Here is a 22,610-nt window from a genome sequence, read left to right as displayed (position 1 = left end):
TTCGCCACTCGAGGTCTTCGCCGCCACACTCGCTTCCGCAGCTCAACCTCATGGCTCTAAACATTAAATCCGCTGTTGCGCTTCAATCTTGAAACCGCCGTGCGAATCCCCATGGAATTGACCTTCTAGGTGGAGCGCGGGTACCCGGTCGCTGGACACCGGAAGAAAGGCTCGGCGATGACTGAAGCATTTCCAGCGAGCGCGGACACGCGCGCGCTCGTTGTCAACTTGACTCACCTCGAACTACCTTCGAACGGGGGACCGACGATCGATGGAACGTGGACGCTTGTGACGCGATGGCCAGATCATATTGTGTTCACGCAGCAAGCGACCCTCCGAGCTGTTGTGACAGGCACCGACGTCGACGCAAAGGCCGTCGCGATGAGCAAGGTTCTCGGCAAGCTCGCGGATCAGATTGCTGGCTCGATGGTTGCACGCTAGCTTCCCGCGTGGGAAGCTGTGTCTGGTCGCTGTCTTTGTGGGTCACTCCGTTCGGTCCACGTCGAGTACGCGCGGGCGGGCTCTAGCTTGGGGGCTCCTCGAGAGTTTCGTCAACCGCCACGGATCCGTGCGTCGAGCTGTTCGCGGCATGGCTTCGTGAATTCACTCGTACATATACCTGCGAGACCATGCGAGTGAATCGGCTTGTGCGCCCGCTCTGCGGCAGACGACCTGATAGATGGATAGATTACCGCATCGAAAGCCGTAGGCGCACCCCGCGAGATAGATGCGCCATACCCGAAACGTTTGTTCGTCGACCAACTGCCGAATCGAATCCGCATTTTTTTCGAATGTCTCTGCCCACAGCGTCAGCGTGCGAGCGTAGTGGCGCCGTAGATTCTCAACGTCAATTGATTCCAGATTACCGCGCTGCATCGCGTCGAGGACTTGCCCGATATGCGACAGTTCGCCGTTCGGAAACACGTATTTGTCCATGAAACCACTGCCATCAACGGCCGGCGACCAGGCGATATCTGGGTCCGTCGATGTGATTCCATGATTCATTGCGATTCCCTCAGGCGCCAGCAACGAACTAATCTTCGCGAAATACGCTCCGAGGTTCGCGCGCCCGACATGCTCGAACATGCCCACACTGGTGACGCGATCGAACTGACCGTCGATATCCCGGTAATCCTGAAGCCGGATTTCTACCCGATCTGTGAGGCCTGCCTCCTGCACCCGCTGCGTTGCGAACTCGTACTGCTTCTCGGAAAGCGTAATGCCGGTACATCGTGCACCGAATCGCTGCGCGGCCCGGATCACCAACGAGCCCCAGCCGCACCCGATGTCGAGGAGCGATTGCGTCGGTCGAAGCGCGATTTTTTTCAGGATGTGATCGATCTTCTTCTCTTGCGCGCTGTCGAGATCCTCCGTGCCGTTTTCGAAATACGCACAGGAATAGACCATCGTCCGCCCAAGCCAGATGCGGTAGAAATCGTCCGACACATCGTAGTGAAATTGAATCGCCTTGCGATCAGATTGTTTGCTGTGGTCAGCTAGAGAAAAGTGTGGGGCGCGGGTGTTTGAAGGACTTTCCCGTTGCGCCAGCCCATACGCCAGTGCGACTGCGTCGGGCATACGGCCGTCGATGTCGATCTCATCGTTGACGTACGCTTGTGCGATTGCATCGATCGTGGGTCGACGCAATCGTCGTAGCGCTCCCGCTTGCTTAACATACAGAACAACTTTGGGTTCGCCCGAATGACCCAGACTGATTTGACGCCCGTCCCACAACACGAGTCGCGCGGGCACGGGGACGTGCTCGCTAGCGCTCGCTGCCCACGCTTCGACTTTATCTTGAAAGAACATGTTCCCCTCCCGTTACTTGAAGAGATAGATCAAAGCCACGCGAACGCTGACGCTATGGCTAGGCCATGAATTCGGCTGACCGAACGATTCAGCCTCACGAAAGAAACTGACCTCGGATGATCGAGAGGTTATCGAGAACTATCCACATCTGAGGTGTTCGTCCTGCGTTGGCGACCCACCGGGACGGAAGAAGTCGAGCGGAAGCAATCCGAACCTGAACCATAATCAAGAGTATCACGTTATGATATAAACGGTGGAGCATACTTTGCTGCATCTATGGTCGACGTGGGGAAGTGTCTGGCCCAGTGCGTCGTAGAGGGAGAAGGTTATGTCGCTTGAAGTGAAGGTCGGGCCGCCGCAGATTGCGATTCACCAGGGCCACGCGGTTCTTCTGACGGGTACCGATGGTCAGATGAGCGGCCAATCACAAAAGGGCTACTACTTCTACGATACGCGCGTGATCAGCCATTGGACCGTGTACGCGAACGGGCAACCGTGGGATCTGCTCAACGGTGGCGCGACGGCCGCCTTCGCAGCGCAGATTTTTTTGACAAATCGTGCCTTTCTCACCGAGGCTGGGCCGGTCGAGGCCCATACGGTCGGCCTCACCTTGAGCCGTGAGATCGGCGGCGGCCTGCACGAAGATCTCGATCTGGTTAATTATGGCGCCTCGAAGGTGCGCTTTAATCTCGAGATCGGCATACGCAGTGATTTTGCCGACCTCTTCGAGGTGAAATCCGGTCGTTTCGTGCGCCGCGGGCGCATCTCGACGACGTGGTCAGAATCTGGGCAGCGTCTGATCACCGCATATCGCAATCAAGATTTCCTGCGTGCGGTTGTGGTGAGCGCGTGCAGCAGTGGGTCTTTGGCCGCCTACGCGAATGGGCGCATGACATTTGACCTTGCGATGGAGCCTGGCGCCCGCTGGCATTGCTGTCTGCGATACGATCTCTCAGACGGGCGTGATCAGTTCCGTGCACCAGTCTCCTGCGCCAGCTCTCACAGTGAACTATCGGAAAACCGCAAGCGGCTTGCCCAGTGGAATAGCGCCGTCCTCAAGCTCGAGAGCAGTCATGAGACGCTCAGGAGCGTATTTCAGCAGGCCACCGATGACCTGGCCGCGTTGCGCCTGCCGATAAGTGGGTCGGCGCCTAAGGCCGACACGCATGTCGTGCCGGCCGCGGGACTTCCGTGGTTCGTGGCTCTCTTTGGGCGCGACAGCCTGATAACTTCCTTACAGACATCGCTGGTCTATCCTTCGTTTGCGCGTGGAACCTTAGCAGTGCTAGGCGCCCGGCAGGCGAAGGATCGGGACGACTATCGCGACGCCGAACCGGGAAAGATCATGCACGAGCTGCGCCTCGGCGAACTCGCCCATTTTAACCTCGTGCCTCATACGCCCTATTACGGAACGGCCGACGCGACGCCGCTCTATCTCATTACCTTGCATACTGCGTGGTGCTGTACAGGCGACCTCGATTTGCTGAGGCGACACCTGCCCACTGCGGAGCGCTGTCTCGACTGGATCGACCAATACGGCGACCGGGATGGCGATGGGTTCCAGGAATACGAGACGCGTTCGCCGGACGGACTCGAGAACCAGAGCTGGAAGGATTCCGGCGACGCGGTGGTCTATCCAGACGGAACGCAAGTTGGTGGCGCCAAAGCGCTTTGTGAACTCCAAGGCTATGTCTACGATGCATGGATGCGAATGGCGAAGATCTACGACGTGCTGCATGAGCACGCGCGTGCGGCGACCTTGCGCGAGAAGGCGGCCCAACTTTTCGCCCGATTCAATGAGACGTTCTGGGATGAGGAAGCTGGCTTTTACGCGCTCGCACTAGATGCCGACAAGAATAAGGTCATGACTGTGGCTTCGAATCCCGGTCACTGCATGTGGTCCGGCATCGTTCCGCCTGAGCGTGCAGGTCGTGTCGTCGCCCGGCTCATGTGCGAGGATATGTGGAGTGGGTGGGGCATTCGCACACTATCGGCCGCTCACCCAGCTTACAACCCTTATTCTTATCAGTGCGGCGCGGTTTGGCCGCATGACAATGGGCTCATCGCCGAGGGGTTCAAGCGTTACGGCTATGCAAAAGAGGCCGGCGAGATTGCTCATGACGTGTGGTCGGCGGGCCGCTTCTTCATGCTCAATCAGTTTCCCGAGCTCTATGCCGGCTTGCATCGTGATGCGTCAAGCTTTCCCGTCCAGTATCTTGGCGCGAACGTGCCTCAGGCCTGGGCCGCGGGATCTGTTTTCTCATTGCTCTACGCCATTCTTGGCCTTCAACCTGATGCGCCCAGTGGAGTCCTCTTCGTCGATCCAGTCTTGCCACCCTGGCTCCCTGATGTCACGCTGAGAGACTTACACATTGGCGAACTGACGTTCGACATTCGCTTCTGGCGGACAGATCAGAAGACTCAGTTTGCGGTGCTCAAGGGTGAGCCCTCCGCCGTTATTCAACGGGTTGTCCCGATCTAGATGAGCCGGCTAGAACCGACGGCTGCTGCCCGCTCAATGGTGGGGCACGACTGCATCGCGCATCTTCTGGACATCGCGCGTGGTGACCGGCCTGGCGTTGTTGCCCCACGCGCTGCGCACGAAGGTCAATACGCGCGCAATTTCGGTGTCCGTGAGCTTTGGTCCAAAAGCGGGCATTTCCTTTGACGGCAGGTCGTCGATGGTCGTTGGCGCATGCCCGCCTTGCAAAAGAAGACGCACAAGCGAATCCGGCTTTTCCGCCAGCACGGCGGGGTTCCCTGCAAGCCGCGGATACTTAAGCGGCTCACCCCTTCCATCGCTGTGGTGACAACGCGCGCACATGCCTTGATAGAGTCCCGCGCCGGGTCGTTGCTGATCGCCGGTGTGCAAGGCGGCGACGCTTTGCTGTGCCAGTCTGGATTGCGCATCGTAGGTGCCGCCGCTGCCCTGCGCGGGCAGGGCCTTCAGATAGGACGCAATCGAATTCAGATCCTGGTCGCTGAGATACTGCGTGCTGTCTTCGACGACCTGCACCATGCTTCCGAACGTGATGAGCCCCGCGCCGTGTCCGGTTTTCAGGAATGACGCGATGTCTTGCGCCGAGATGCGACCAAGCCCGGGGCCCGCGAGGCCCGTGAGATTTGGCGCGTACCAGTGATCGTTGGTGCCACCTGTGAGGTAGGCGCTCGATTCTTGCGTATAGCCGGTCTCGTTGTACGCGGGCCCGCGCGGGGTGTGACAGGCGCCGCAGTGTCCGAGTGCCTGCACGAGATACGCGCCGCGATTCCACTGCGCGTCGCGTTTCGGTTCAGGTGTGAAGGGATCATTTGGCGCGAAGGCGAGATTCCACAGCGAGAGCATCCAGCGCTGACTGAACGGAAACGGCAGCTTTGTTTCCGGCGCCGCCTGATTCACGGGCTCGACGCCATGCATGAAGTAGGCGTAGAGCGCGCGCATGTCTTCATCATTGATTTTCGAGAACGAGGGGTAGGGCATGGCTGGGTACAGATGCTTGCCGCCGGGCGCGACACCTTGATGCAAGACGCGTGCGAAGTCCTCATAGCTATAACCGCCAATGCCGTGTTCCTTGTCGGGCGTGATGTTGCTCGACCAGATGGTGCCGAAGGGCGAGCCCATCGGCAAACCGCCCGCAAATGGGCGCGGCTGCGGCTGTCCCTTTTTGGGCAATGCTGTATGGCAGCCCGCGCAGTCGGCGGCCTTGGCGAGATACGCGCCACGTGCGACCAGCGCCGCGGAGGGCGTTTCCTGCGCGCAGGTGGACTGACACCAGAACATGAAGCCCGCCGCCATCGCAGTCATGCTGAGCAACACATGTTGTTTAAAGCTCATGGTGATCAGCGCCCCCCACAAGGAGAAACGACGAGCCACGCGAGATCGGTTGCGATCAGCGCGAACACGAAGAGCGCGCTTGCCAGAGCGCCTGCGCGGGCGATGAACACGTCGCGCGCGGTGTGTCGATCAATAGCGCTTTGCTCTTTCACCGCGGACGCGAACACGGCGGTACGCCGCCAGTTACGCCACGCGATCGCCGCGCCTGCGACCCCCATGAGCAGGGCGAGCAATGCGAGGATCAGCTCGCCATGTTGAAGCCACGACATCGCGGGCTGGTTCACGGGCCGTTCATGCGGAAAGCACCCCCATGAGGCGATCGTCTGCGCGAGGTTCGTCTGCACGAACCATGCGGCCGGCGCGAGCAACAGGCCGAGCGTGAGCGACACGCCGCTCGGACGTGCTTCGTGTCGCTTCTCAATGGGGGAAGAGCGGTCGTTGATCATCATCTCGCGAGCACATAGGGCGACAGATAAAGCGTCGCGAAAATGAACAGCCATACGATATCGACGAAGTGCCAGTACAGTCCGCCGATGGTGAGCGCCGCCGAACGCGCCCAGTCGAAGTAGCCGAGTGCGGTCCAGAGCGTGAGGAACGCCAGCACGACGAGGCCGACCAGCACGTGCATCAGGTGAAAACCGGTGATGGTGAAGTAGAGCGAGCCATAGAGATGCGTTGTCAAACCGTAAGGATGATCGTGCCATTCCTTGAGCTGAATGCCGACGAAGATCGTGCCGAGCACGATCCCAATCAGGAGCATCAACACGCCCATGCCGCGCTTGCCGCGCCGCACGAAGCGCTCGCTCGCCCACACGAATACGCTGCTCGACAAAAGGATGCACGTGTTCGCCCCACCGAGGCCAAGCTTCGGCATGCCTTCGGGCGGCCACTGCTGCGTGGTCTGCGAGGCGAGATACAGATAGGAGAAGATGAGGTAGCCGAACAGCGCCGCCTCGGTCGCAATCAGCGTGAGGACGCCCCACCATCCGCCCGAACGCTCGCCCGGACTACCGATGGGCAGTGTTTTGCGTTCCGGCAGGCTTTCCACAAAGTCGCTCATGATGTGGCTCCGGCGCGTGGGTCAGGTGCATTGTTTTTACTGGGCGCGTCATCGTCTGGTGAATCATCGCGCTGGCCGAGCTCCCGCCTCGGCCACAGCCAGACGACGATTGCCGCCGCGCAACCTAGTAAACCGATGCCCGCGAGCCACCACGCGGTGAAGGCCAGTCCCGTGAAAAACACGAGCGACGCCACCCCAAGCCAAAACGGTGCGTACGAGTCTTCGGGCATTAGGAGAATGACATCAGGGTCGCCGTCGAGCGCGGTCGTGCCGAGCGCTTCACGTCCGCGATTGAGCACGTAGCCCACCTCGAGTTGCGAGCGCATCTTGCCGGAGAGGCGCGCCTCCCACAGCGGATGGCGGCTTGCGATGCGCGGCGCGACGGCGAAGTTGTAGGGCGGCGGGGGCGATGTTGTTGACCATTCGAGCGTAGGCGCGTCCCACGGGTTGTCGCCCGCGACCGGTCCGCGGCGCACGCTGTACACGAAGTCGACCAGGAAGATCAGCACGCCCAGCGCGAACACGAACGCGCCGATCGACGTGATCATGTTCACCGTGTTCCAGCCCATGTCCGGCGCATAGGTATAAATCCGGCGCGGCATTCCCAGCAGACCCGCGATGTGCATCGGGAAGAACGCGACGTTGAAGCCCACAAACAGGATCCAGAAACCGATGCGCCCGATGCGCTCGCTCATCATGCGTCCTGTGAACTTCGGGATCCAGAAGTAGATGCCGCCGATCACCGGAAAGACGTTGATCCCGAGTAAGACGTAATGCAGATGTGCGACCACGAAGTAGGTGTCCGTCAGCTGCCAGTCGAGTGGCACGGCGGCAGTCAGCACGCCGGAAAGGCCACCGATCACGAACAGGAACACGAACCCGGAAAAGTAGAGGAACGGCACCCGGAACACGGGACGTCCGGTCCAGATGGTGGCGATCCACGCAAAGGTCGCCACCGCGCTGGGAATCGCAATCACCATGCTCGCTGCGCCGAAGAATGACAACGCGAGCGCGGGAATGCCCGTCGCGAACATATGGTGAATCCACACGACAAAACCGACCGTCATGGTCGCGACCGTCGACAAGGCGACTGGCAAATAGCCGACCAGCGGCCTGCGGCAAAACACCGGTAGCGCATCCGAGACAATGCCCATCGCCGGCAGCACCACCGCGTAGACCCACGGATGCGCGAAGATCCAAAAGAGATGCTGCCAGAGCAGCGCGCGCCCGCCATTCATCACGTCAAAGAAGTGTGTGCCGATGCGCCGATCGAGCCACAGAAGCAAAAACGCGAGACTGACTGAGGGCACTGCGAGCAGGTTGCCGCCCGAGGCCGTCAGCGTGCCCCACACGAGCACCGGCACGCGATCGACCGACATGCCTGGCGCGCGCATGCGCAGGAACGTGACGACAAAGTTCATCGAGCCGACCGTGGTCGAGATGCCGAGCAGCACCATCCCGAGCGCGTAGACATCGATGTTAGGTCCGGTGTTGTAGGTAAGGCCCGCGAGCGGCGCGTAGTTGAACCAGCCCGCGTTGGGCGCTTCACCGAAGGGGAAGCTCGCATAGAGAAAGAGGCCTGCGAACAAAAAGATCCAGTACGACAGCGCGTTGAGGCGCGGAAACGCCATGTCGCGCGCGCCGAGGATGAGCGGCCAAAGATAGTTCGAGAAGCCCGACAGCACGGGCAGCGCGTAGAGGAAAATCATGGTCACGCCGTGCATCGTGAAGAGCTGGTTGTATTGCTCGGGCGTGAGCACGTGCGCATCGGGGCGCGCGAGTTGCACGCGCATGCACAGTGCTTCGACGCCGCCCGCAATCAGAAACACGAACGCCGTGACGAGATAGCGCAGCCCGATGCTCTTATGATCGACCGTCGACAGCCAGCCGCGCCATCCCGGCGGCGCTTCCCAGATTTCGCGCAACGCGCGTTCTTCATCGCTGCCGGGCTCGATGCGGCCGAGCGTGAGCGTGCGTCGTAGGGGCGGGGGCGAAGGTGCTTGCTCGGTCATTGCAAGGTCCGAAGGTAGGCCGTCAGCGCGGCGGCGTCGGTGGCGGAGAGCGCGATTGATGGCATCAGCGAATCAGGCTTGATGCGCTGCGCGTGTTGAATCCAGTCGAGCTGGTTCTGTTCGGTGTTGGACAACGTGCCCGCTGCAATCAGCCGGCGAGCGTTCAGATGCGTAAGATCGGGCGCCTGCGCGCCGTTCGCATCGGTGCCGCGAACGGTGTGACAGCCGGCGCAACGCTCTTTGAAGAGTTCAGCGCCTGCGCGCACGTCGGCGGCGGCGCCCACAGGCGCGTACGGCTTCGCTTGCGACGCATACCATGCGTCGAATTGTGCACGCGGCTCGGCGATTACTTCGAAGGCCATATGCGCATGTTGGGCGCCGCAAAACTGCGTGCATTGGCCGCGATACACGCCCGCGCGGTCTGCTTGAATCCATTGTTCGTTGACGACGCCTGGTATGGTCTGGGTCTTTCCCGCGAGAAGCGGCACCCAGAAAGCGTGAATGACGTCCGCGCTTTTGAGTTCGATTTTCACGGGCTCGCCCACCGGAATGTGAATTTCGTTCGCGGTGGTGACCGCAGGCTCGCCCGCGTAGTCGATCTTCCACCACCAGTCCTGCGCGGTGACGGTGATAATAAGAGTCGGTTCGCGGCCAGGCGACGCGACCGATTCGAGCGTGAACAGCACATAAGCGAGCGCCGCGAAGAGCGCGACGGACGAAATTGCCGTGCCGATCCACACCCAATGCATGCCACCGCCTTCGGCGTGAACATGTCGCTCATCGCGTTCGGTGCTCGACCTCCGGCGCGCAATCGCGCCAATGAGCAGGACCACGACGATCAGCGCGACGACCGTCACCAGCGCAGCAAGCGCCCAGCCGAGGCGCATCGTGGGCGTCGCGGCGGGACCGGCGGCATGAAGAAAATAATTGAGCGGCGCATCGGCATGCGTGACGGCAGGACTCGCGGTCAATAGAAGTGCGAGCGCGAGCACGGCGACGCGCCAGCCGCCGCCGTGAAGGTTTTCTCGGGAAGGAGTGCCGTCGGCCGCGTCGTTGTTCATGCTCGTGGCTGTGTCTCAGAGGGCGTTTAGCGAATGATCGGGGTCGTCGAAGTACCGGGCGGCGTTGATGAACGCAACGTGAGAGAGTACTTGCGGAAAGTTGCCGCACTGGCGTTTCAGACCGGTATCGAACTCTTCAGCGAGCAATCCCACATCGTTTCGCAGCGCCAGCACCCGTTCGAACAGTTCCTTAGCTTCCCTATGCCGGCCCTGCATCTGCCGGACCTGTACAAGCCAGCAGCTGCAGGCGATGAAGGCACCTTCTGGTGGCCCCGAGCCGGGTTCGTCATCGCCTAGAAAGCGATACACGAGACCGCCGCGCATCAAATTCCGCTCGATGGCGTTGACCGTTCCGACGACCCGAGCGTCGTCAGCAGGCAGAAAGCCGCGCAAGGGCAAGAGCAGCAGACTTGCGTCCAGCCGATCGCTGCCGTACGTCTGCGTGAAGGCGCCCACGCCGCTGTGAAAGCCGTGTGTGAGCACGCTCTCGCGAATCTCACGCGCGTCACGCCTCCAGTCGTCGATGGGCACGTCGTGGCCTTCACGCAGCGCACTCTTGATGCCCCGGTCGAGTGCAAGCCACGTCATCATCTTGGAAAGCGTATGGTGCTGAAGGCCGCTGCGCGATTCCCATAGTCCATTGTCTGGCTCCTTCCAGATCCGCCGCACATGCTCGATGAGCGCACGTTCGAGAAACCAGACTTCGTCGCCGGGCGGCATGCCATGGCATCTCGAGACGTAAAGTGCGTCGATGAGCTCACCGTAGATATCGTGCTGCGATTGCGTCACCGCCGCATTGCCAAAGCGCACGGGACGTGAGCGCGCGTAGCCACCTAGCCACGCGCACTCCCATTCCAAGAGGTGACGGTCGCCGTCGGTTGTATAAACTGTCTGTGCTTGCGCGGGCTCACCGGCGAGCGCGCGCAATAGCCAATCGCGCCAGGCCTGCGCCTGCGCGCGCAAGCCGGTGCCGGCCAAGGCGAGCATCGTAAAGCTCGCATCGCGCAGCCAGCAATAGCGATAGTCCCAGTTAAGGTCGCCACCGATCAGTTCAGGCAATGAAGTCGTTGCCGCCGCGGCGATACCGCCAGTCACGCGATTGGTGAGCCCCCTGAGCGCCACGAGCGAGGACCGAATCGCGTCGGCGTATCGGTCGTCGCCCAAGTCGATCTGCGCCCCCCATTGCGACCAATCGAGCAAAGTCGCACGCAGCGTCTGGTCCACGTTCAATGCAGCAGGTGGCGGCTCATGAGAACGGCAGCAAGTCAGCACCAAGTCACACCGCTCACCGGCCGTCAAATCTATTTCGACCTGCACCGATTGCGCATCACAAACAGGCGCGAGAGGACAGTCGAACCAGATTGAATGGGGACCGGCCACCGCGACAACGCTTCGTCCAACCTGGCGATACCAAGGTTTCAGGCGCCCATGATCGAAGCGAACCGCCAATTCGCTTGTGAGGGCAACGTGTCCGGCCACGCAATGCACGCTGCGTACGAGGCGAGGAGGGACCTCGGACCACGCAAGGCAATCGGTCATCTCAACGACGCCACTGGTAGTCTCAAAAGTCGTCTCGAGCACCAGCGAGTCGCCAAGATACCGCCGCCGAACCTGTTGCACCGGCTCGACGGGAGCAATGCACCAGCGGCCGTTGGATGCGTCGCCAAGCAGCGCGGCAAATGAGGGACTGGACTCGAATGTGGGCCAACAGAGCCAATCGATCGACCCATCTTTGGCTACAAGGGCGGTGGCGTGCCCGTCGCCAAGCAGAGCGTAGTCTTCTATGCGCGCGGCCATGACTAGCTCCGGCGCCTCGCGGCGCATGCCAGACACGCGGCAAGCGCGAGCGCCCCGCTGACGAGCAGGCCACGATGAGTGTCGGCCCAAAGCATCGGGCTCACGTGCTGTGATTGTTGCCCAAAGCGACCTCGTACGCGGTGCAGCGCGCTCACCGGTTCCCACAGATTGTTGGGCCTTCCGTTCGAATCGATCGATGGATCCTGCTGCGCGTCGTAGCCCGTGCGCCCCAGATACCGATCGAGCAACCCTGGAAACAACATATTTGCGACGATCGCCTTGATTGATGGTGCGCCCACCCAGAGTTCACGCCGTCGGTGCGTGGCCGACCAGTAAATGGCACGCGCTGCGACCTCAGGGTCGTAGATCGGCGCAACCGGACGCGGGGCATGCGGCAGCTCACATTTGGCCCAATCGAATTGCGGCGTATTCAAGGCGGGCATTTGGACCATCGTCAAATGAATGCGGCTCTTCGCATGAAGCAGTTCGCATCGCAGCGAATCGGTGAAGCCGTGAATTGCGTGCTTTGCGCCGCAGTAGGCGGATTGCAGCGGGATCGAGCGATACGCCAACGCTGATCCGACCTGCACAATCACCCCCCGATCGCGCGGCGCCATGCGCTTGAGCGCAGCCATGGTGCCCCACACGAAGCCGAGGTACGTGACGTCGGTAATCCGTTTGAAGTCCGCTTCGGACATCTCGGCGAAAGGCGCGAAGGCCGTCACCATCGCGTTGTTCACCCAGACATCAATGGGCCCAAGCTTAGCTTCGACCTGCGCCGCCGCATCGTCAAGTGCCCCTGTCGCGCTGACATCGAGAGGGAGGGTGAGAGCCCGCACGCCCAGCGCCCGCACGTCGGCCGCCGTCTCTTCAAGCGCGTGTTCGTCGCGGCCGATGAGTGCAACGTCGGCGCCACGATGGGCGAATTCAAGCGCCGTAGCACGCCCCACACCGGCAGTGGCGCCCGTGATGACCACAATTTGCGGCTTATTCATACCCACACCCTATCCTTATCTTGATGCTTCTTTCGACGGATCGTGAGACGGACGCGACTCGCGCTATAGTTCTCCGCGGGCAGCTAATGCTTCAATTCGGTCTGCTGTTCGTAGCGCGATTGCCTGAATCGTCAGCGACGGATTGACGCCACCCACCGTCGGAAACACGGAGCCATCGCAGATCCACAAGTTGTCGATGTCCCAGCTGCGGCAGTCCGCATTCACGACGCTCGTCGCGCGGTCATCACCCATGCGCGCGGTGCCATTTAGATGGCAGGTGTCGTCGGTTTCGCGCCAGACATCGCGCCCGCCCGCGGCTTGGAGCGCCTGGCTCATGAAATCGAGCGAATGGGCGATGAGCCGCTTGTCGTTATCGCACAGTGAGTACGTCACGCGCGCGATCGGCAAGCCGTATTGATCCTTCTCATCGGCAAGTGTCACGCGATTGCGTTCCTGCGGCATGGTTTCGCCGACGATCTTCAAGCCCGCCTGATGGTTGTACTTCTGCATCTCGTCGAGCAAGGCCTGTCCCCACAGCCCGCGTCCGTTCTGAGTGGCGGACCACGCCACCGGTAGCGGTCCCTGACTCATGTAGCAATAGCCGCCGAAGAAATCCTTGCCCTTGTCCTCGTAATTCCAGTGCTCGGTCAGAGAGAGCGACGGCGGCCCCTTGTACCAGCGGATCTCTTCGTCCATCGTGCCCCACACGGCCTGATTGGTCTGCACCATCAGATTCTTTCCGACGAGCCCCGAGCTATTGGCGAGGCCATCGGGATAGCGGTCGGTCGCGGACAGCAGCAACAGACGCGGCGTTTCGATCGCGTAACCCGCGACCACGACATGGCGCGCGCGCTGAAACTGCCAGCGTCCTTCGCGGAAGTATTCGACGCCCCTCGCGCGGCCATCGTCGCCCATGACGATGCGACCGACCATCGCGAGATCGCGAATCTCGGCACCCGCGCGAACGGCGCGCGGTATCCACGTGACAAGGGCGCTCTGCTTGGCGTTGGTGGCGCAGCCCGACACGCAAAAGCCCCGATACACGCACGGATGCGATTCTCCGCGCGGCGCGGAGACGGTCGCGAGCGGCGTCTCCGTCCAATCGATGCCAAGCGCCTCGCAGCCGCGCGCGAGTACGAGTGCCGCTGCGTTCAGCTCGTGCGGCCGGTACGGATAGCGTGGCCGTTTCGGTCCCCACGGATAGGTGACGGGCCCAGCAATTTTCAGCGCCTGCTCGACTTCGCCGTAGTAGCGCCACATGTCGCGCCAGTCGAGCGGCCAGTCCGCGCCGTAGCCGAGCACGCTTTTCGACTTGAACCATTCAGGCCGAAAGCGCAGCGAGACCATCGCGAAGTGCACGGTGCTTCCGCCCACGGCTTTGCCGCTATTGTTGGTCCCAAGTTGGAGGGGATCTTCACCATCACAGATGCGCTCGTCGGTCCAAAAGAGTTTGGATTGGTGCGTTTCGTCCGAGGCGAACTCTTCGAGCGGCCGCCACCACGCGCCCGCATCGAAGCCGACCGCCTTGAAGCCCTTTTCCGCGAGACGGCACGCGAGCGTGCCGCCGCCCGCGCCCGTGCCGACAATCGCAAAGTCGACCGCTTCGTCCGGATCATATTGGCGCATCGGCAGCCAGGCGCCTTTGCGAAAGACATCCGGCGCGCGCCCATGCTTGCCGCGCGGCACCTCCTGGGCATCATCGGACACGGCGATTCTCCTTGCGCGCCTGTTCTTCCTTTCCGGGTTCAGCCTCCGTTGCTTCCCACGGATCGCGCCGATCGAAGTACATGCGCACATAGCCGCGCGGATTCGCGGGGCCGCCGAAGCCGATCTCGCTCCACGCGTGCGGATGCGAGTAGTAGGCGCCGCAAATATCGTGGAGCACGCGTTGCTGAAAGAAAAGCTCACACGACATGCCTTGCCATGCGCCGTGGCTGAGCTTGCCGTGCTGCATGTCGCTCAATAACGACTTTCGCGCATCCTCGTCGATGCGAGCGAAGGGCAATTCATGACGCGCTCGGCTTTCGGCGTCGAGCGCCGCGAGGCCGATGCGCCATGCGTCGCGCATCGACGGAAGGCGTGCATTGCGATAGCCATCACCGCCGCCTTTGTCGAGCTTCGCGTCAAGCAACGCGGCCAAAGGCACGGGCTCGCGATCGAAATCGCTTCTTGGGTCGCTGCCTTTGCATTGCGGCACAATGCACGCGCAGAGCGCGCGCACTGCGTTCAACTGCACGGCATCGAAGAAGCGCGGCTCTCTCGGCGTTGCGAGCCGCGCGTCGATGACCGCGCGCGTGACGTCGTCCCACGAGGGCGTGTCGCGTTTGTCCAGCACGTTGTACTCGGGATAGCGAGGAAGATTCATCGCTCGGTCTCCCGCAGGCGCTGCGCAGCAAGTCCCGCCAGCGCGAGCGCCGAAAAGCTCGGCGGCGCAGGCAGTGGAGGTCCATTGAACAAATTCTGGCTCCAGTTGCGCCATCCGCCCTGATTGCGGGCGATGCCTCGCGCATGAAATCCAACACCGATAATGCCGAGCGCCGCGGTCATGCGCAGCCAGAGCCGCGTGAACCAGCGCGGGCGGGGCGCGGCAATCGCGGTGTTCACAAGCAGCGCCGCAGCGACGGGCGGGATCACAATAGGCGCGTACATCGCCGGGTTTTGAAATGCGCCGCGAAAATGCAGCAGCGCGACTTCGCCCAGCGTGCCGACCAGGCCCGCGCTTGTTACCAGCGCCAGCGCCTGTCCTGCTGGCATGCCGAAGAGGCGCGGCTCGTGCTGAGGTTCATCGCGAAGGCGTTCGGCGACCGCCCCCAGCGCGCCGGAGAGCAGCAGTGCCATCGGTGCGCCGATTGGTGCAGCATAGAAGAGGTTGTGCCAACTCCATCGGCCGGGACGCTTGGTGATGTTGTACACATGAAAGCCGGTTCCTGCGAGCCCGGCGAGCACCGCGCCGACATACACCGAATTGCGCACTGGATGACGCTGAGGCTCATGATCGTGCCCACCATGCAGGCCGGCGAGCAGAGACAGTGTCGAGACAACGAGCGGCGTGTACATCGCCGGGTTGTCAAAGGAGCCGCGATAGTGCTCCATCGCGCTGTCCGCGAGCACGGAGAGGGCGAGCAGCGCGGAACTGTGGTTGAACGTGCACGCGGTATCGATATGCGTTTGCGTTCGTGTTTGCGCAGGCGTACGACGATCAGCGCGCTTGCTGGTCCCGATCAGTGCGGCGAGCCCGCATGCCACGGCGATGCCGACAGTCGTTGTCTTGTTCATTGTTATGCTCTGTCCTTAGATGGCATAGCGCTGGGCGTCCGCATGTTTGAAATCCAGCCCGCAGCCGGGTCGCGACAGGTCTGGTGCGATCGCGCCGTCCACTGCGCGTGGCGCGCCATCGAACAGCATCTGCTCGATGCGGACGTGATCGTGGAACCATTCCTGGTGGCGCAAGCGAGGCGCAGCACACGCGACGTGCAGATGCATCGATGGAGCGCAATGCGCGGATAGGGGGCGATGAAACGCATCGCACATCGCCGCGACGCGCATGAAGCCGGTAATGCCGCCGCAGCGTGTGACATCGGCTTGGAGCACGTCTACGGCGTTACGTGCGAGCAAGGTGCGAAAGTCGTCCTGGGTGTAGCCGTACTCGCCAGCAGCCAGTTCCATGTGCGCGGGCAGTGCGTCGCGCAGTGAGGAGAGTCCCACAACATCGTCCGAGGAAACGGGCTCTTCAAACCATGCGACGTTTTCTTCGGAAAATCGATACGCATAGTCGAGCGCCGGTTTGCAATCAAGCGCGCCGTTCGCATCGACAAACAAGCCCGCACCGTCGCCGATAGCCTTACGCGCCACACGCACGCGATGTGGATCACGCGCAGGCTCGCTGCCGATCTTGATCTTGACCCATCGACATCCGGCTTCGAAGACCCAACGCGAAAGCTGCTCGCGCATTTCGTCGTCGCTATACGTGGTGAAACCGCCGCTGCCGTAGAGCGGCACGCGCTCCCGCATCACCCCGAGCAATCGCGCGAGCGGAACATCAAGCAGACGAGCTTTCACGTCCCATAGCGCGCAGTCGAGCGCTGAGATCGCCGTCGCCGCAATGCCGGAGCGGCCGATATTGCGCACCTGCTGCTGCATGCGCAACCACAGCGCATTGATGTTCCATGCGTCGCCGCCGATGAGCAGGGGCGCGAGCGTCGCTTCGATCAGCTTTGCGACACTCGCATCGTTGTATGTGTAACCGATGCCCGTCTTGCCCGCCGCCACAACTTCGACGATTACAAGTGTCGTCGCATTCCACGCGAACGTGCCATCAGCCTCCGGCTTGTCGGTGGGGATCGAGTAGGCGCGCGCACGAATTGCTTCGATCGCGGCATCCCGTCTAGTCAAGATCATGGCGCGTCACTCGTCCGTTAGGTGCTCTTGTGGCCGGGTAAGACCGCACCGAGCACTTGGCGCGCGGTTTCGACAATCACATTGCCCTGATTCGGATCGCCCTTCATGAGTGTCGTCGCGAACGCCTTTGCCTGATGCAGCGTAATGTGCGGTGGCAGCGGTGGCACGTTCGGGTCGGCTTTCACTTCGATCACCACAGGGCGATCCGACGCGAACGCTTCGTCCCACACGGCCGCCATGCGTTCGGCATCGTCGACGTACAAGCCCTTTAAGCCGATCAGTTCCGCGAACTTGTGATACGGCACGGACGGAATATCCTGCGACGCCTCGAACTTCGGATCGCCCTCCATCACGCGCTGTTCCCAAGTGACCTGATTCAGATCCTGGTTGTTCAGTACCATGCAGATCCAATGCGGACTGGACCATTGCTTCCAGTACTTCGCCACGGTGATGAGCTCGGCCATGTTGTTCATTTGCATCGCGCCATCGCCGACGAGCGCGATCACCGGCCGCTCGGGATGGGCGAACTTCGCTGCGATTGCATAGGGCACGGCCGCGCCCATCGACGCGAGCCCACCCGAGAGCGAGCACATCATGCCGCGCCTCACTTTCAGGTCCCGTGCATACCAGTTTGCACATGAACCCGAGTCGCTGGTTACGATGGCGTTCGCAGGTACGCGTGGCGAGAGCTCCCATACCGTGCGCTGTGGATTCACGCCAACTTTCGCGGGCTCAAGCGCGCGTTTCTCGAGCGTCTTCCACCAGTCGCCGAGCCAGCCTTCGATATCCTTGCGCCATGCGTGATTCGTTTGCGCTTGCAGGAGGGGCAACAGTGCACGCAAGGTTTCAGCGCTATCGCCGACGAGATTGACCTCCATCGGATAGCGAATCGAGAGCATGTCGGCCTTGATGTCGATCTGCACGCCGCGCGCGGCGCCTTCTTTCGGAAGGAACTCGGAATACGGAAAGCCCGAGCCGATCATGAGAAGCGTGTCGCACTCGGTCATTAGCTTATAACTTGGCTCGGTGCCCAGCAGACCGATGGAACCCGTGACGTAAGGCAAATCGTCGGGTAGCGCAGCCTTGCCGAGTAGTGCTTTCGCCACCCCGGCACCGAGCTTATCGGCGACCGCCATCACTTCGTCCGTCGCTTCGAGCGCGCCTGCGCCGACGAGAATCGCGACCTTGTTGCCGGCGTTGAGCACATCGGCTGCGCGCTGCAGATCGTCGGGATAGGGCACAATCTTGGGCCAGCGATAGCCGACGCCTGAATGCAGCGTGCCGTGCTTGCGCCCGGGTGGCTCATATTCGAGGTCCTGAAGATCGTTCGGGAGTATCAGCGCGGTGACCGTGCGTTCGGACAGCGCGATGCGCACGGCGCGATCCACCAAGTGCCGGATCTGTGAGGGCACACTGGCTTGCTGCACGAAGGCGCCAGCGACATCCTTGAACATCGAGGGGAGATCGAGCTCCTGCTGATAGTGGCCGCCGAGTGCCGCGCGCGCCTGTTGGCCCGTGATCGCGAGCACCGGCATATGATCCATGCGTGCATCGTAGAGGCCGGTCAGAAGATGCGATGCGCCAGGTCCCGATGTCGCGATGCACACGCCGAGTTCGCCCGTGAATTTCGCATGGGCGGAGGCCATGAACGCGGCCATCTCCTCATGGCGGACCTGAATGAACTCGATCTTTCCCTTTGCCCGATTCAACGCGCCAAACACCCCATTGATGCCGTCGCCCGGGTAGCCGTAAATGCGCCGCACGCCCCAGGCGTGCAGGCGATCAATTAGAAAGTCACCGACAGTTGCAGACATGAGGGGGCCTCCAAAAACGCGCATAGTGTGGGTAAGGCGAGTGTAAGCAGCACCTTGACGGCAAATTGTTCGCTGCGCGTTGAAATGAATACAGCGATAGAGCGCAAAGTGCGTGCCTCTTTCGCACATGTGCACGCAGCAAACCGCGAACGGGCATTGAAGCCGGCGGGTGGGCTGGCGTCTCCACACTATCGTTCGGCGTAGTGCAAGCCCAGAGGAGGACGAAACAGAAAAAAGAAAGCTGACCTAAATCAAAATGAAATTCTTTTTGTATTCCTCCTTCCGTGCCAAGCGGGAGCATTGGAACGGGCGAGGTCCACGACGTATTCGAGCCTTTTTTCAAAATTTTGAAGAAATATCACATTATGATGTAACGCGTGTAATCATCAGGAAGCGCGTATCGGTCACGGGTGGGCGGAAGCGTCAGCACGCCGACCGTAATTCAGACTGCGATGACGCCCGACTTACGGCTTGACGATCAGCGTGCCTAGGACCGCTTGGTCGCGCGAGTCCCTTTGAGCAACTCGCTGCGTCGAATGGTAGGTTTGTCGCTTAGTATTTGATTTGCGGCACTTGGAACGCACCTTGAAGTAGCTGCAGTTCCGTACGATGCATCTGCGCGAGCTTGTCGAGGATCTCGTTGCCAGGTTTCTCAAGGTGCACTTCAACCTGTCGGCGATCCGTTTCGCTAACCTGCCGCCTGACGAATCCGAGCGTCTCGCAGCGCGATACCAGCGCGACGACGCCGTGATGCTGTGCTTGCAGCCGCTCTGCCAGTTCGCCAACGCTCGCCCAGTCGCGATCGGGGAATCCGCGAATGTGCAGAAGCAGAAGATATTGCAGCGGCGTGATGCCTTCCTCGTGCGCGGCGTTCTCTGAAAACCGTTCGAACCGCCGCATTTGAAAACGAAACTCGGACAGCTGCTCGAAGTCGTTCTTCGTGAGTTTATGATTCGCTCCACGTGCAAGCTCTCTCATTCCGACGCCTCAAAAGTCTACAAAATGCACGTATACACAGAGTTGCGTTTGTCTGTCGCGACTCGCCCGCGCCCCGCCCCTCGCCGGACCTGGGGCACTCCATGAACGATACCCCGCGTCTTTTCATATTGGCAAAGAGGAAATGTCTTCGTAGGACGCCAGCCTAACACTCGTTGACACGAACGATTTCCTCTGCTAATCGGACAAGGTCGTCGTCGTTCGGCCGACTAGTAAAGGCAATGTCGTTGCTAACCAAAGCGGTCGACCGCACCGATGGGAGCGGCGAGAGCACCGTCAATCATAGTGCGACTCGTCGCCACGTCGTCATAGCATTTCAAGCCTTTGCCGCAGGTAGCCACCTGCAATGTGTGCTTGCGTGAAAAATGAGAACCGCTCGCCGCCCTCTTCGCGAAGACGTGAATGCTTGCTTGAGTGCTGACGGCAACGCGCGCCTTAGCTGCTTAGCTGCTATTGCTCATCCGTGACTTGAGAACCGCGATTGATTTGAAGCAACCTACCGCAGCGCACACGCCCGCGGTTGTTCCCATCCGGACTTGTGGCCAATCGAATTCCGACTCTCGGTATTGCCGCTTGAGAGGGTCGTTGGAAAGCACAGCACGAAGGTGTCTCAGCTTTCCACTGCGCGCTTAGGCATCGTGAACTCAGCCCGGGAGGTGATTAAAATCAATCCCCTGCGCTGGCGGCAAAACCATGCGGAGACGAATGACGGTCATGCCGCCACACGGACCGACAAGGCCACCTGAATTTCGACGCGGCCGCTACTTGCGAGGTCAGGTGATCATTGTCGTGGCCTCGATAACGGCCAAGCCGACAAGGGCGCCGACCGTCGCGCCTACCAATCTGGGGTGCCATCGTTCAAGATGCAGCGCAGCGAACATTGAGCCAATCAGAACGATGCCCAGCAACGAAAACACAACGAGGAGAAAACCGATCTCAAAGTTGCTATTGATCAGCATCGTGCACCTCCTGTTTTCATCGCTAGTGCTCACTATACATCACAACGTGATATATTCAAGTGGAACGGAAGTTGTCATTTCAGAATCAGTTGCGGGAAAGCTCGGCCACAGTGCCGAGCGACGATTCGTGCGGAAGAGAGCACCACAGGGAGGACAATCATGCTTGTCACATTTCAATCAAAAGCAGCGCCTGATGTCGTCATGTTGCGCGACCTGGCGGGTTACCTTCTCGGCGCGATCGGCAAACGGCTCGGCGAAAGGGGGGTCATCGTGCACGACGAAATGCCTGTAGCGATCGCCCGCCTTGAAGCTACCCTCGACGATGACGCGAAGACCGCTGAAGAACACGGCGCGAATTTTCATATGGCGACTGCAGACAGTCCGCCGCGTACCACTACGGGCCTGCGCCAGCGTGCACTTCCATTCCTCGATATGTTGCGGCAGGCCCAGCGACAAGACGAAGACATTTTGTGGGGACTGTAGCCACGTTCGAGAAGATGCGATCGGCTTCACAGGTCAGAGAGTGTGCTTTGGAAGGGCAGGTGACCGCTTGAGCGGTCGACTCGCTCCGAGCTGTCTCCGTCAAGCGGAGACTCGTGCACCTGTTCGTATATGACGCGCGCGCGGCAGAGAGGGTTAATTTCTGCGCATCGCGAGGATCTTTGCCGGCGGTCGGGCAGCTTGCGCAAGCAAGCACGTCTGTATGGCGAGAGCTTCGTGATTCGGGCATTATCGATCAGCGCGGTTTGCTGTTGGGCGTTCGTTTCGTCGGCCTGATTTGGACCGGATCATGATGCGCTGGCCGTGCTTCGCCCAGCACTTCGACGATGCGATCTTGCGATTCATTTCATGGACGTCGCGGAGGGCATAGACGGTACTCGCCTGTCACGGCCGCAGCGTTTTCGCGCTCAAGCGCATCAGCGTCGCCGAGAAGCTCTTTGAATACCAGAGCGCGTGCCTAAATGGGGAAGGGGTGGCAGGCGTGTTTTAAGGATCCGCCGATTAGCTGTCCCAGTGACGCGTGTTTTTAAAATTCACTGGATTGCTCGATTACCTTTCTTCGTTTGAAACGTTCGTCCTATTCGACAAATACATGGAAAATGAAAGAATTACCTGACTTGGGAGATGAGCGTCGAAAATGGAAATATATCACAATGGATTTATTATTAGACCAATAATCACACAAAGTAACGGTGTATTTAGCTCAAGCGTAGTGATTCGTGAAACCGATGGAACGCAACAGGTTCATGAGTCGATTGGACGCTTCGCGTCCCTGGAGGCGGCTAAGTTATTCGCTGTGAATTGGGCACTCGCTAGCATCAACGGCGCACCCGCGCCAAAACCGCCGTTCCGAATGATGCAGTAACGGCATTCGGCCCTGCGGACATGCGGACTATAATTCGCTAGCTCGATATCATCGAATGCTATTACTCTGCCACTGCGCATGGAGCTCCGTCGGCTCTGCGGCAGCCAGAGCGGTGTTTTAGTCACCTCGCGCGCCTGCGGCAGGAGACGTGATACTTGATGGGAGCGCTCGATCGAGGCAAGGCCTGCTCCGGCGTATCGCCATCGCGGTGTCCACGGGTTCAGTTCCGGCCACCAGCAGGCGCAATGACACGGCGCCCCAATTACGCAGTTCAGACATTCTCAATCGCGCTGTCCAACGCGATGTCGCGCGGAAACACAAGGATGCTTCCATCGATTGCAAGGGCATTCATGATCGATGGCAAGATAGGTTTCAGCCACGCATCCGGACTTCGGTGCCGAGCGCTGGCGGACTGTCCCTGATGGAAGATGCTGACGAGGCCCCGATCAAGTTGGCGAGCTTGATGCTCTTAGACAGAGTTGCGTTTGACTCGTCACGGTCTGAATCTTTG

18 protein-coding genes are annotated in these 22,610 nt (G+C 60.6%); 3 read left to right on the top strand and 15 right to left on the bottom strand.

Annotated elements, in window-relative coordinates:
* Nucleotides 1–177: 177 nt before the first annotated feature.
* Nucleotides 178–441 (top strand): ABC-type transport auxiliary lipoprotein family protein, encoded by a 264-nt coding sequence (locus QCE73_RS37945; protein WP_062255151.1) that lies wholly within the window; start codon nt 178–180, stop codon nt 439–441.
* 162 nt (nt 442–603) lie between these two features.
* On the opposite strand, the gene QCE73_RS37940 is transcribed toward QCE73_RS37945, so the two are convergent.
* The gene (locus tag QCE73_RS37940) at nt 604–1,809 is read right to left on the bottom strand and encodes a cyclopropane-fatty-acyl-phospholipid synthase family protein (protein ID WP_035510357.1); all 1,206 of its coding nucleotides are present in this window, start codon (nt 1,807–1,809) and stop codon (nt 604–606) included.
* Between the two features lie 328 nt (nt 1,810–2,137).
* Between QCE73_RS37940 and QCE73_RS37935 the strand changes: the two genes are divergently transcribed.
* A complete protein-coding gene (locus tag QCE73_RS37935) occupies nt 2,138–4,291 on the top strand; it encodes a glycogen debranching N-terminal domain-containing protein (RefSeq protein ID WP_035510356.1) in 2,154 nt (717 codons plus the stop codon).
* A gap of 33 nt (nt 4,292–4,324) precedes the next feature.
* On the opposite strand, the gene QCE73_RS37930 is transcribed toward QCE73_RS37935, so the two are convergent.
* The 14 genes from QCE73_RS37930 to QCE73_RS37865 all read right to left on the bottom strand — a co-directional run bounded on the left by QCE73_RS37930 (nt 4,325) and on the right by QCE73_RS37865 (nt 20,733).
* Nucleotides 4,325–5,587: a cytochrome c gene (locus QCE73_RS37930; RefSeq protein ID WP_309885929.1), complete on the bottom strand. Its 1,263-nt coding sequence runs from the start codon at nt 5,585–5,587 to the stop codon at nt 4,325–4,327.
* Nucleotides 5,588–5,646: 59 nt separating this feature from the next.
* A complete protein-coding gene (locus QCE73_RS37925) occupies nt 5,647–6,090 on the bottom strand; it encodes a hypothetical protein (protein ID WP_014253175.1) in 444 nt (147 codons plus the stop codon).
* Nucleotides 6,087–6,701, bottom strand: a complete 615-nt coding sequence (locus QCE73_RS37920) for a cytochrome c oxidase subunit 3 (protein ID WP_014253176.1) — start codon at nt 6,699–6,701, stop codon at nt 6,087–6,089. Before QCE73_RS37920 ends, QCE73_RS37925 begins: the two co-directional genes overlap by 4 nt.
* Nucleotides 6,698–8,713, bottom strand: coding sequence for a cytochrome c oxidase subunit I (gene ctaD / locus QCE73_RS37915; protein ID WP_035510354.1), 2,016 nt, complete (start codon nt 8,711–8,713; stop codon nt 6,698–6,700). The genes QCE73_RS37920 and ctaD overlap by 4 nt, the downstream gene beginning before the upstream one ends.
* The gene (gene coxB, locus QCE73_RS37910; RefSeq protein WP_081478305.1) at nt 8,710–9,774 is read right to left on the bottom strand and encodes a cytochrome c oxidase subunit II; all 1,065 of its coding nucleotides are present in this window, start codon (nt 9,772–9,774) and stop codon (nt 8,710–8,712) included. Before coxB ends, ctaD begins: the two co-directional genes overlap by 4 nt.
* Before the next feature lie 15 nt (nt 9,775–9,789).
* The gene (locus tag QCE73_RS37905; RefSeq protein WP_014253179.1) at nt 9,790–11,571 is read right to left on the bottom strand and encodes a glycoside hydrolase family 15 protein; all 1,782 of its coding nucleotides are present in this window, start codon (nt 11,569–11,571) and stop codon (nt 9,790–9,792) included.
* 2 nt (nt 11,572–11,573) lie between these two features.
* The gene (locus QCE73_RS37900) at nt 11,574–12,566 is read right to left on the bottom strand and encodes an SDR family oxidoreductase (protein WP_035510353.1); all 993 of its coding nucleotides are present in this window, start codon (nt 12,564–12,566) and stop codon (nt 11,574–11,576) included.
* Between the two features lie 63 nt (nt 12,567–12,629).
* Nucleotides 12,630–14,273: a GMC family oxidoreductase gene (locus QCE73_RS37895; protein WP_309885928.1), complete on the bottom strand. Its 1,644-nt coding sequence runs from the start codon at nt 14,271–14,273 to the stop codon at nt 12,630–12,632.
* Nucleotides 14,263–14,931: a gluconate 2-dehydrogenase subunit 3 family protein gene (locus QCE73_RS37890; RefSeq protein ID WP_035510352.1), complete on the bottom strand. Its 669-nt coding sequence runs from the start codon at nt 14,929–14,931 to the stop codon at nt 14,263–14,265. The genes QCE73_RS37895 and QCE73_RS37890 overlap by 11 nt, the downstream gene beginning before the upstream one ends.
* Complete coding sequence (locus QCE73_RS37885) at nt 14,928–15,842, bottom strand: hypothetical protein (protein ID WP_035510351.1); 915 nt, start codon at nt 15,840–15,842, stop codon at nt 14,928–14,930. Before QCE73_RS37885 ends, QCE73_RS37890 begins: the two co-directional genes overlap by 4 nt.
* Before the next feature lie 15 nt (nt 15,843–15,857).
* On the bottom strand, nt 15,858–16,964 hold the full coding sequence (locus QCE73_RS37880; protein WP_035510350.1) for an enolase C-terminal domain-like protein: 1,107 nt from the start codon (nt 16,962–16,964) through the stop codon (nt 15,858–15,860).
* Nucleotides 16,965–16,981: 17 nt separating this feature from the next.
* Complete coding sequence (locus QCE73_RS37875; RefSeq protein WP_014253185.1) at nt 16,982–18,778, bottom strand: thiamine pyrophosphate-requiring protein; 1,797 nt, start codon at nt 18,776–18,778, stop codon at nt 16,982–16,984.
* A 552-nt stretch (nt 18,779–19,330) separates the two neighbouring features.
* Nucleotides 19,331–19,756 carry a MarR family winged helix-turn-helix transcriptional regulator gene (locus QCE73_RS37870; protein WP_014253186.1) on the bottom strand — a complete coding sequence of 142 codons (426 nt, stop codon included), beginning with the start codon at nt 19,754–19,756 and terminating at the stop codon, nt 19,331–19,333.
* A 791-nt stretch (nt 19,757–20,547) separates the two neighbouring features.
* Complete coding sequence (locus tag QCE73_RS37865) at nt 20,548–20,733, bottom strand: hypothetical protein (protein ID WP_014253187.1); 186 nt, start codon at nt 20,731–20,733, stop codon at nt 20,548–20,550.
* A gap of 159 nt (nt 20,734–20,892) precedes the next feature.
* Here QCE73_RS37865 and QCE73_RS37860 point away from each other — a divergent pair, with 159 nt between their 5' ends.
* Complete coding sequence (locus tag QCE73_RS37860) at nt 20,893–21,216, top strand: DUF1840 domain-containing protein (RefSeq protein ID WP_035510348.1); 324 nt, start codon at nt 20,893–20,895, stop codon at nt 21,214–21,216.
* Nucleotides 21,217–22,610: the final 1,394 nt, after the last annotated feature.

The organism is Caballeronia sp. LZ029 (genome assembly GCF_031451275.1).
Lineage (GTDB): Bacteria > Pseudomonadota > Gammaproteobacteria > Burkholderiales > Burkholderiaceae > Caballeronia > Caballeronia jiangsuensis.
The sequence above is the reverse complement of the archived record's forward strand: the minus strand, read 5'-3'. Positions and strand labels throughout refer to the sequence as shown.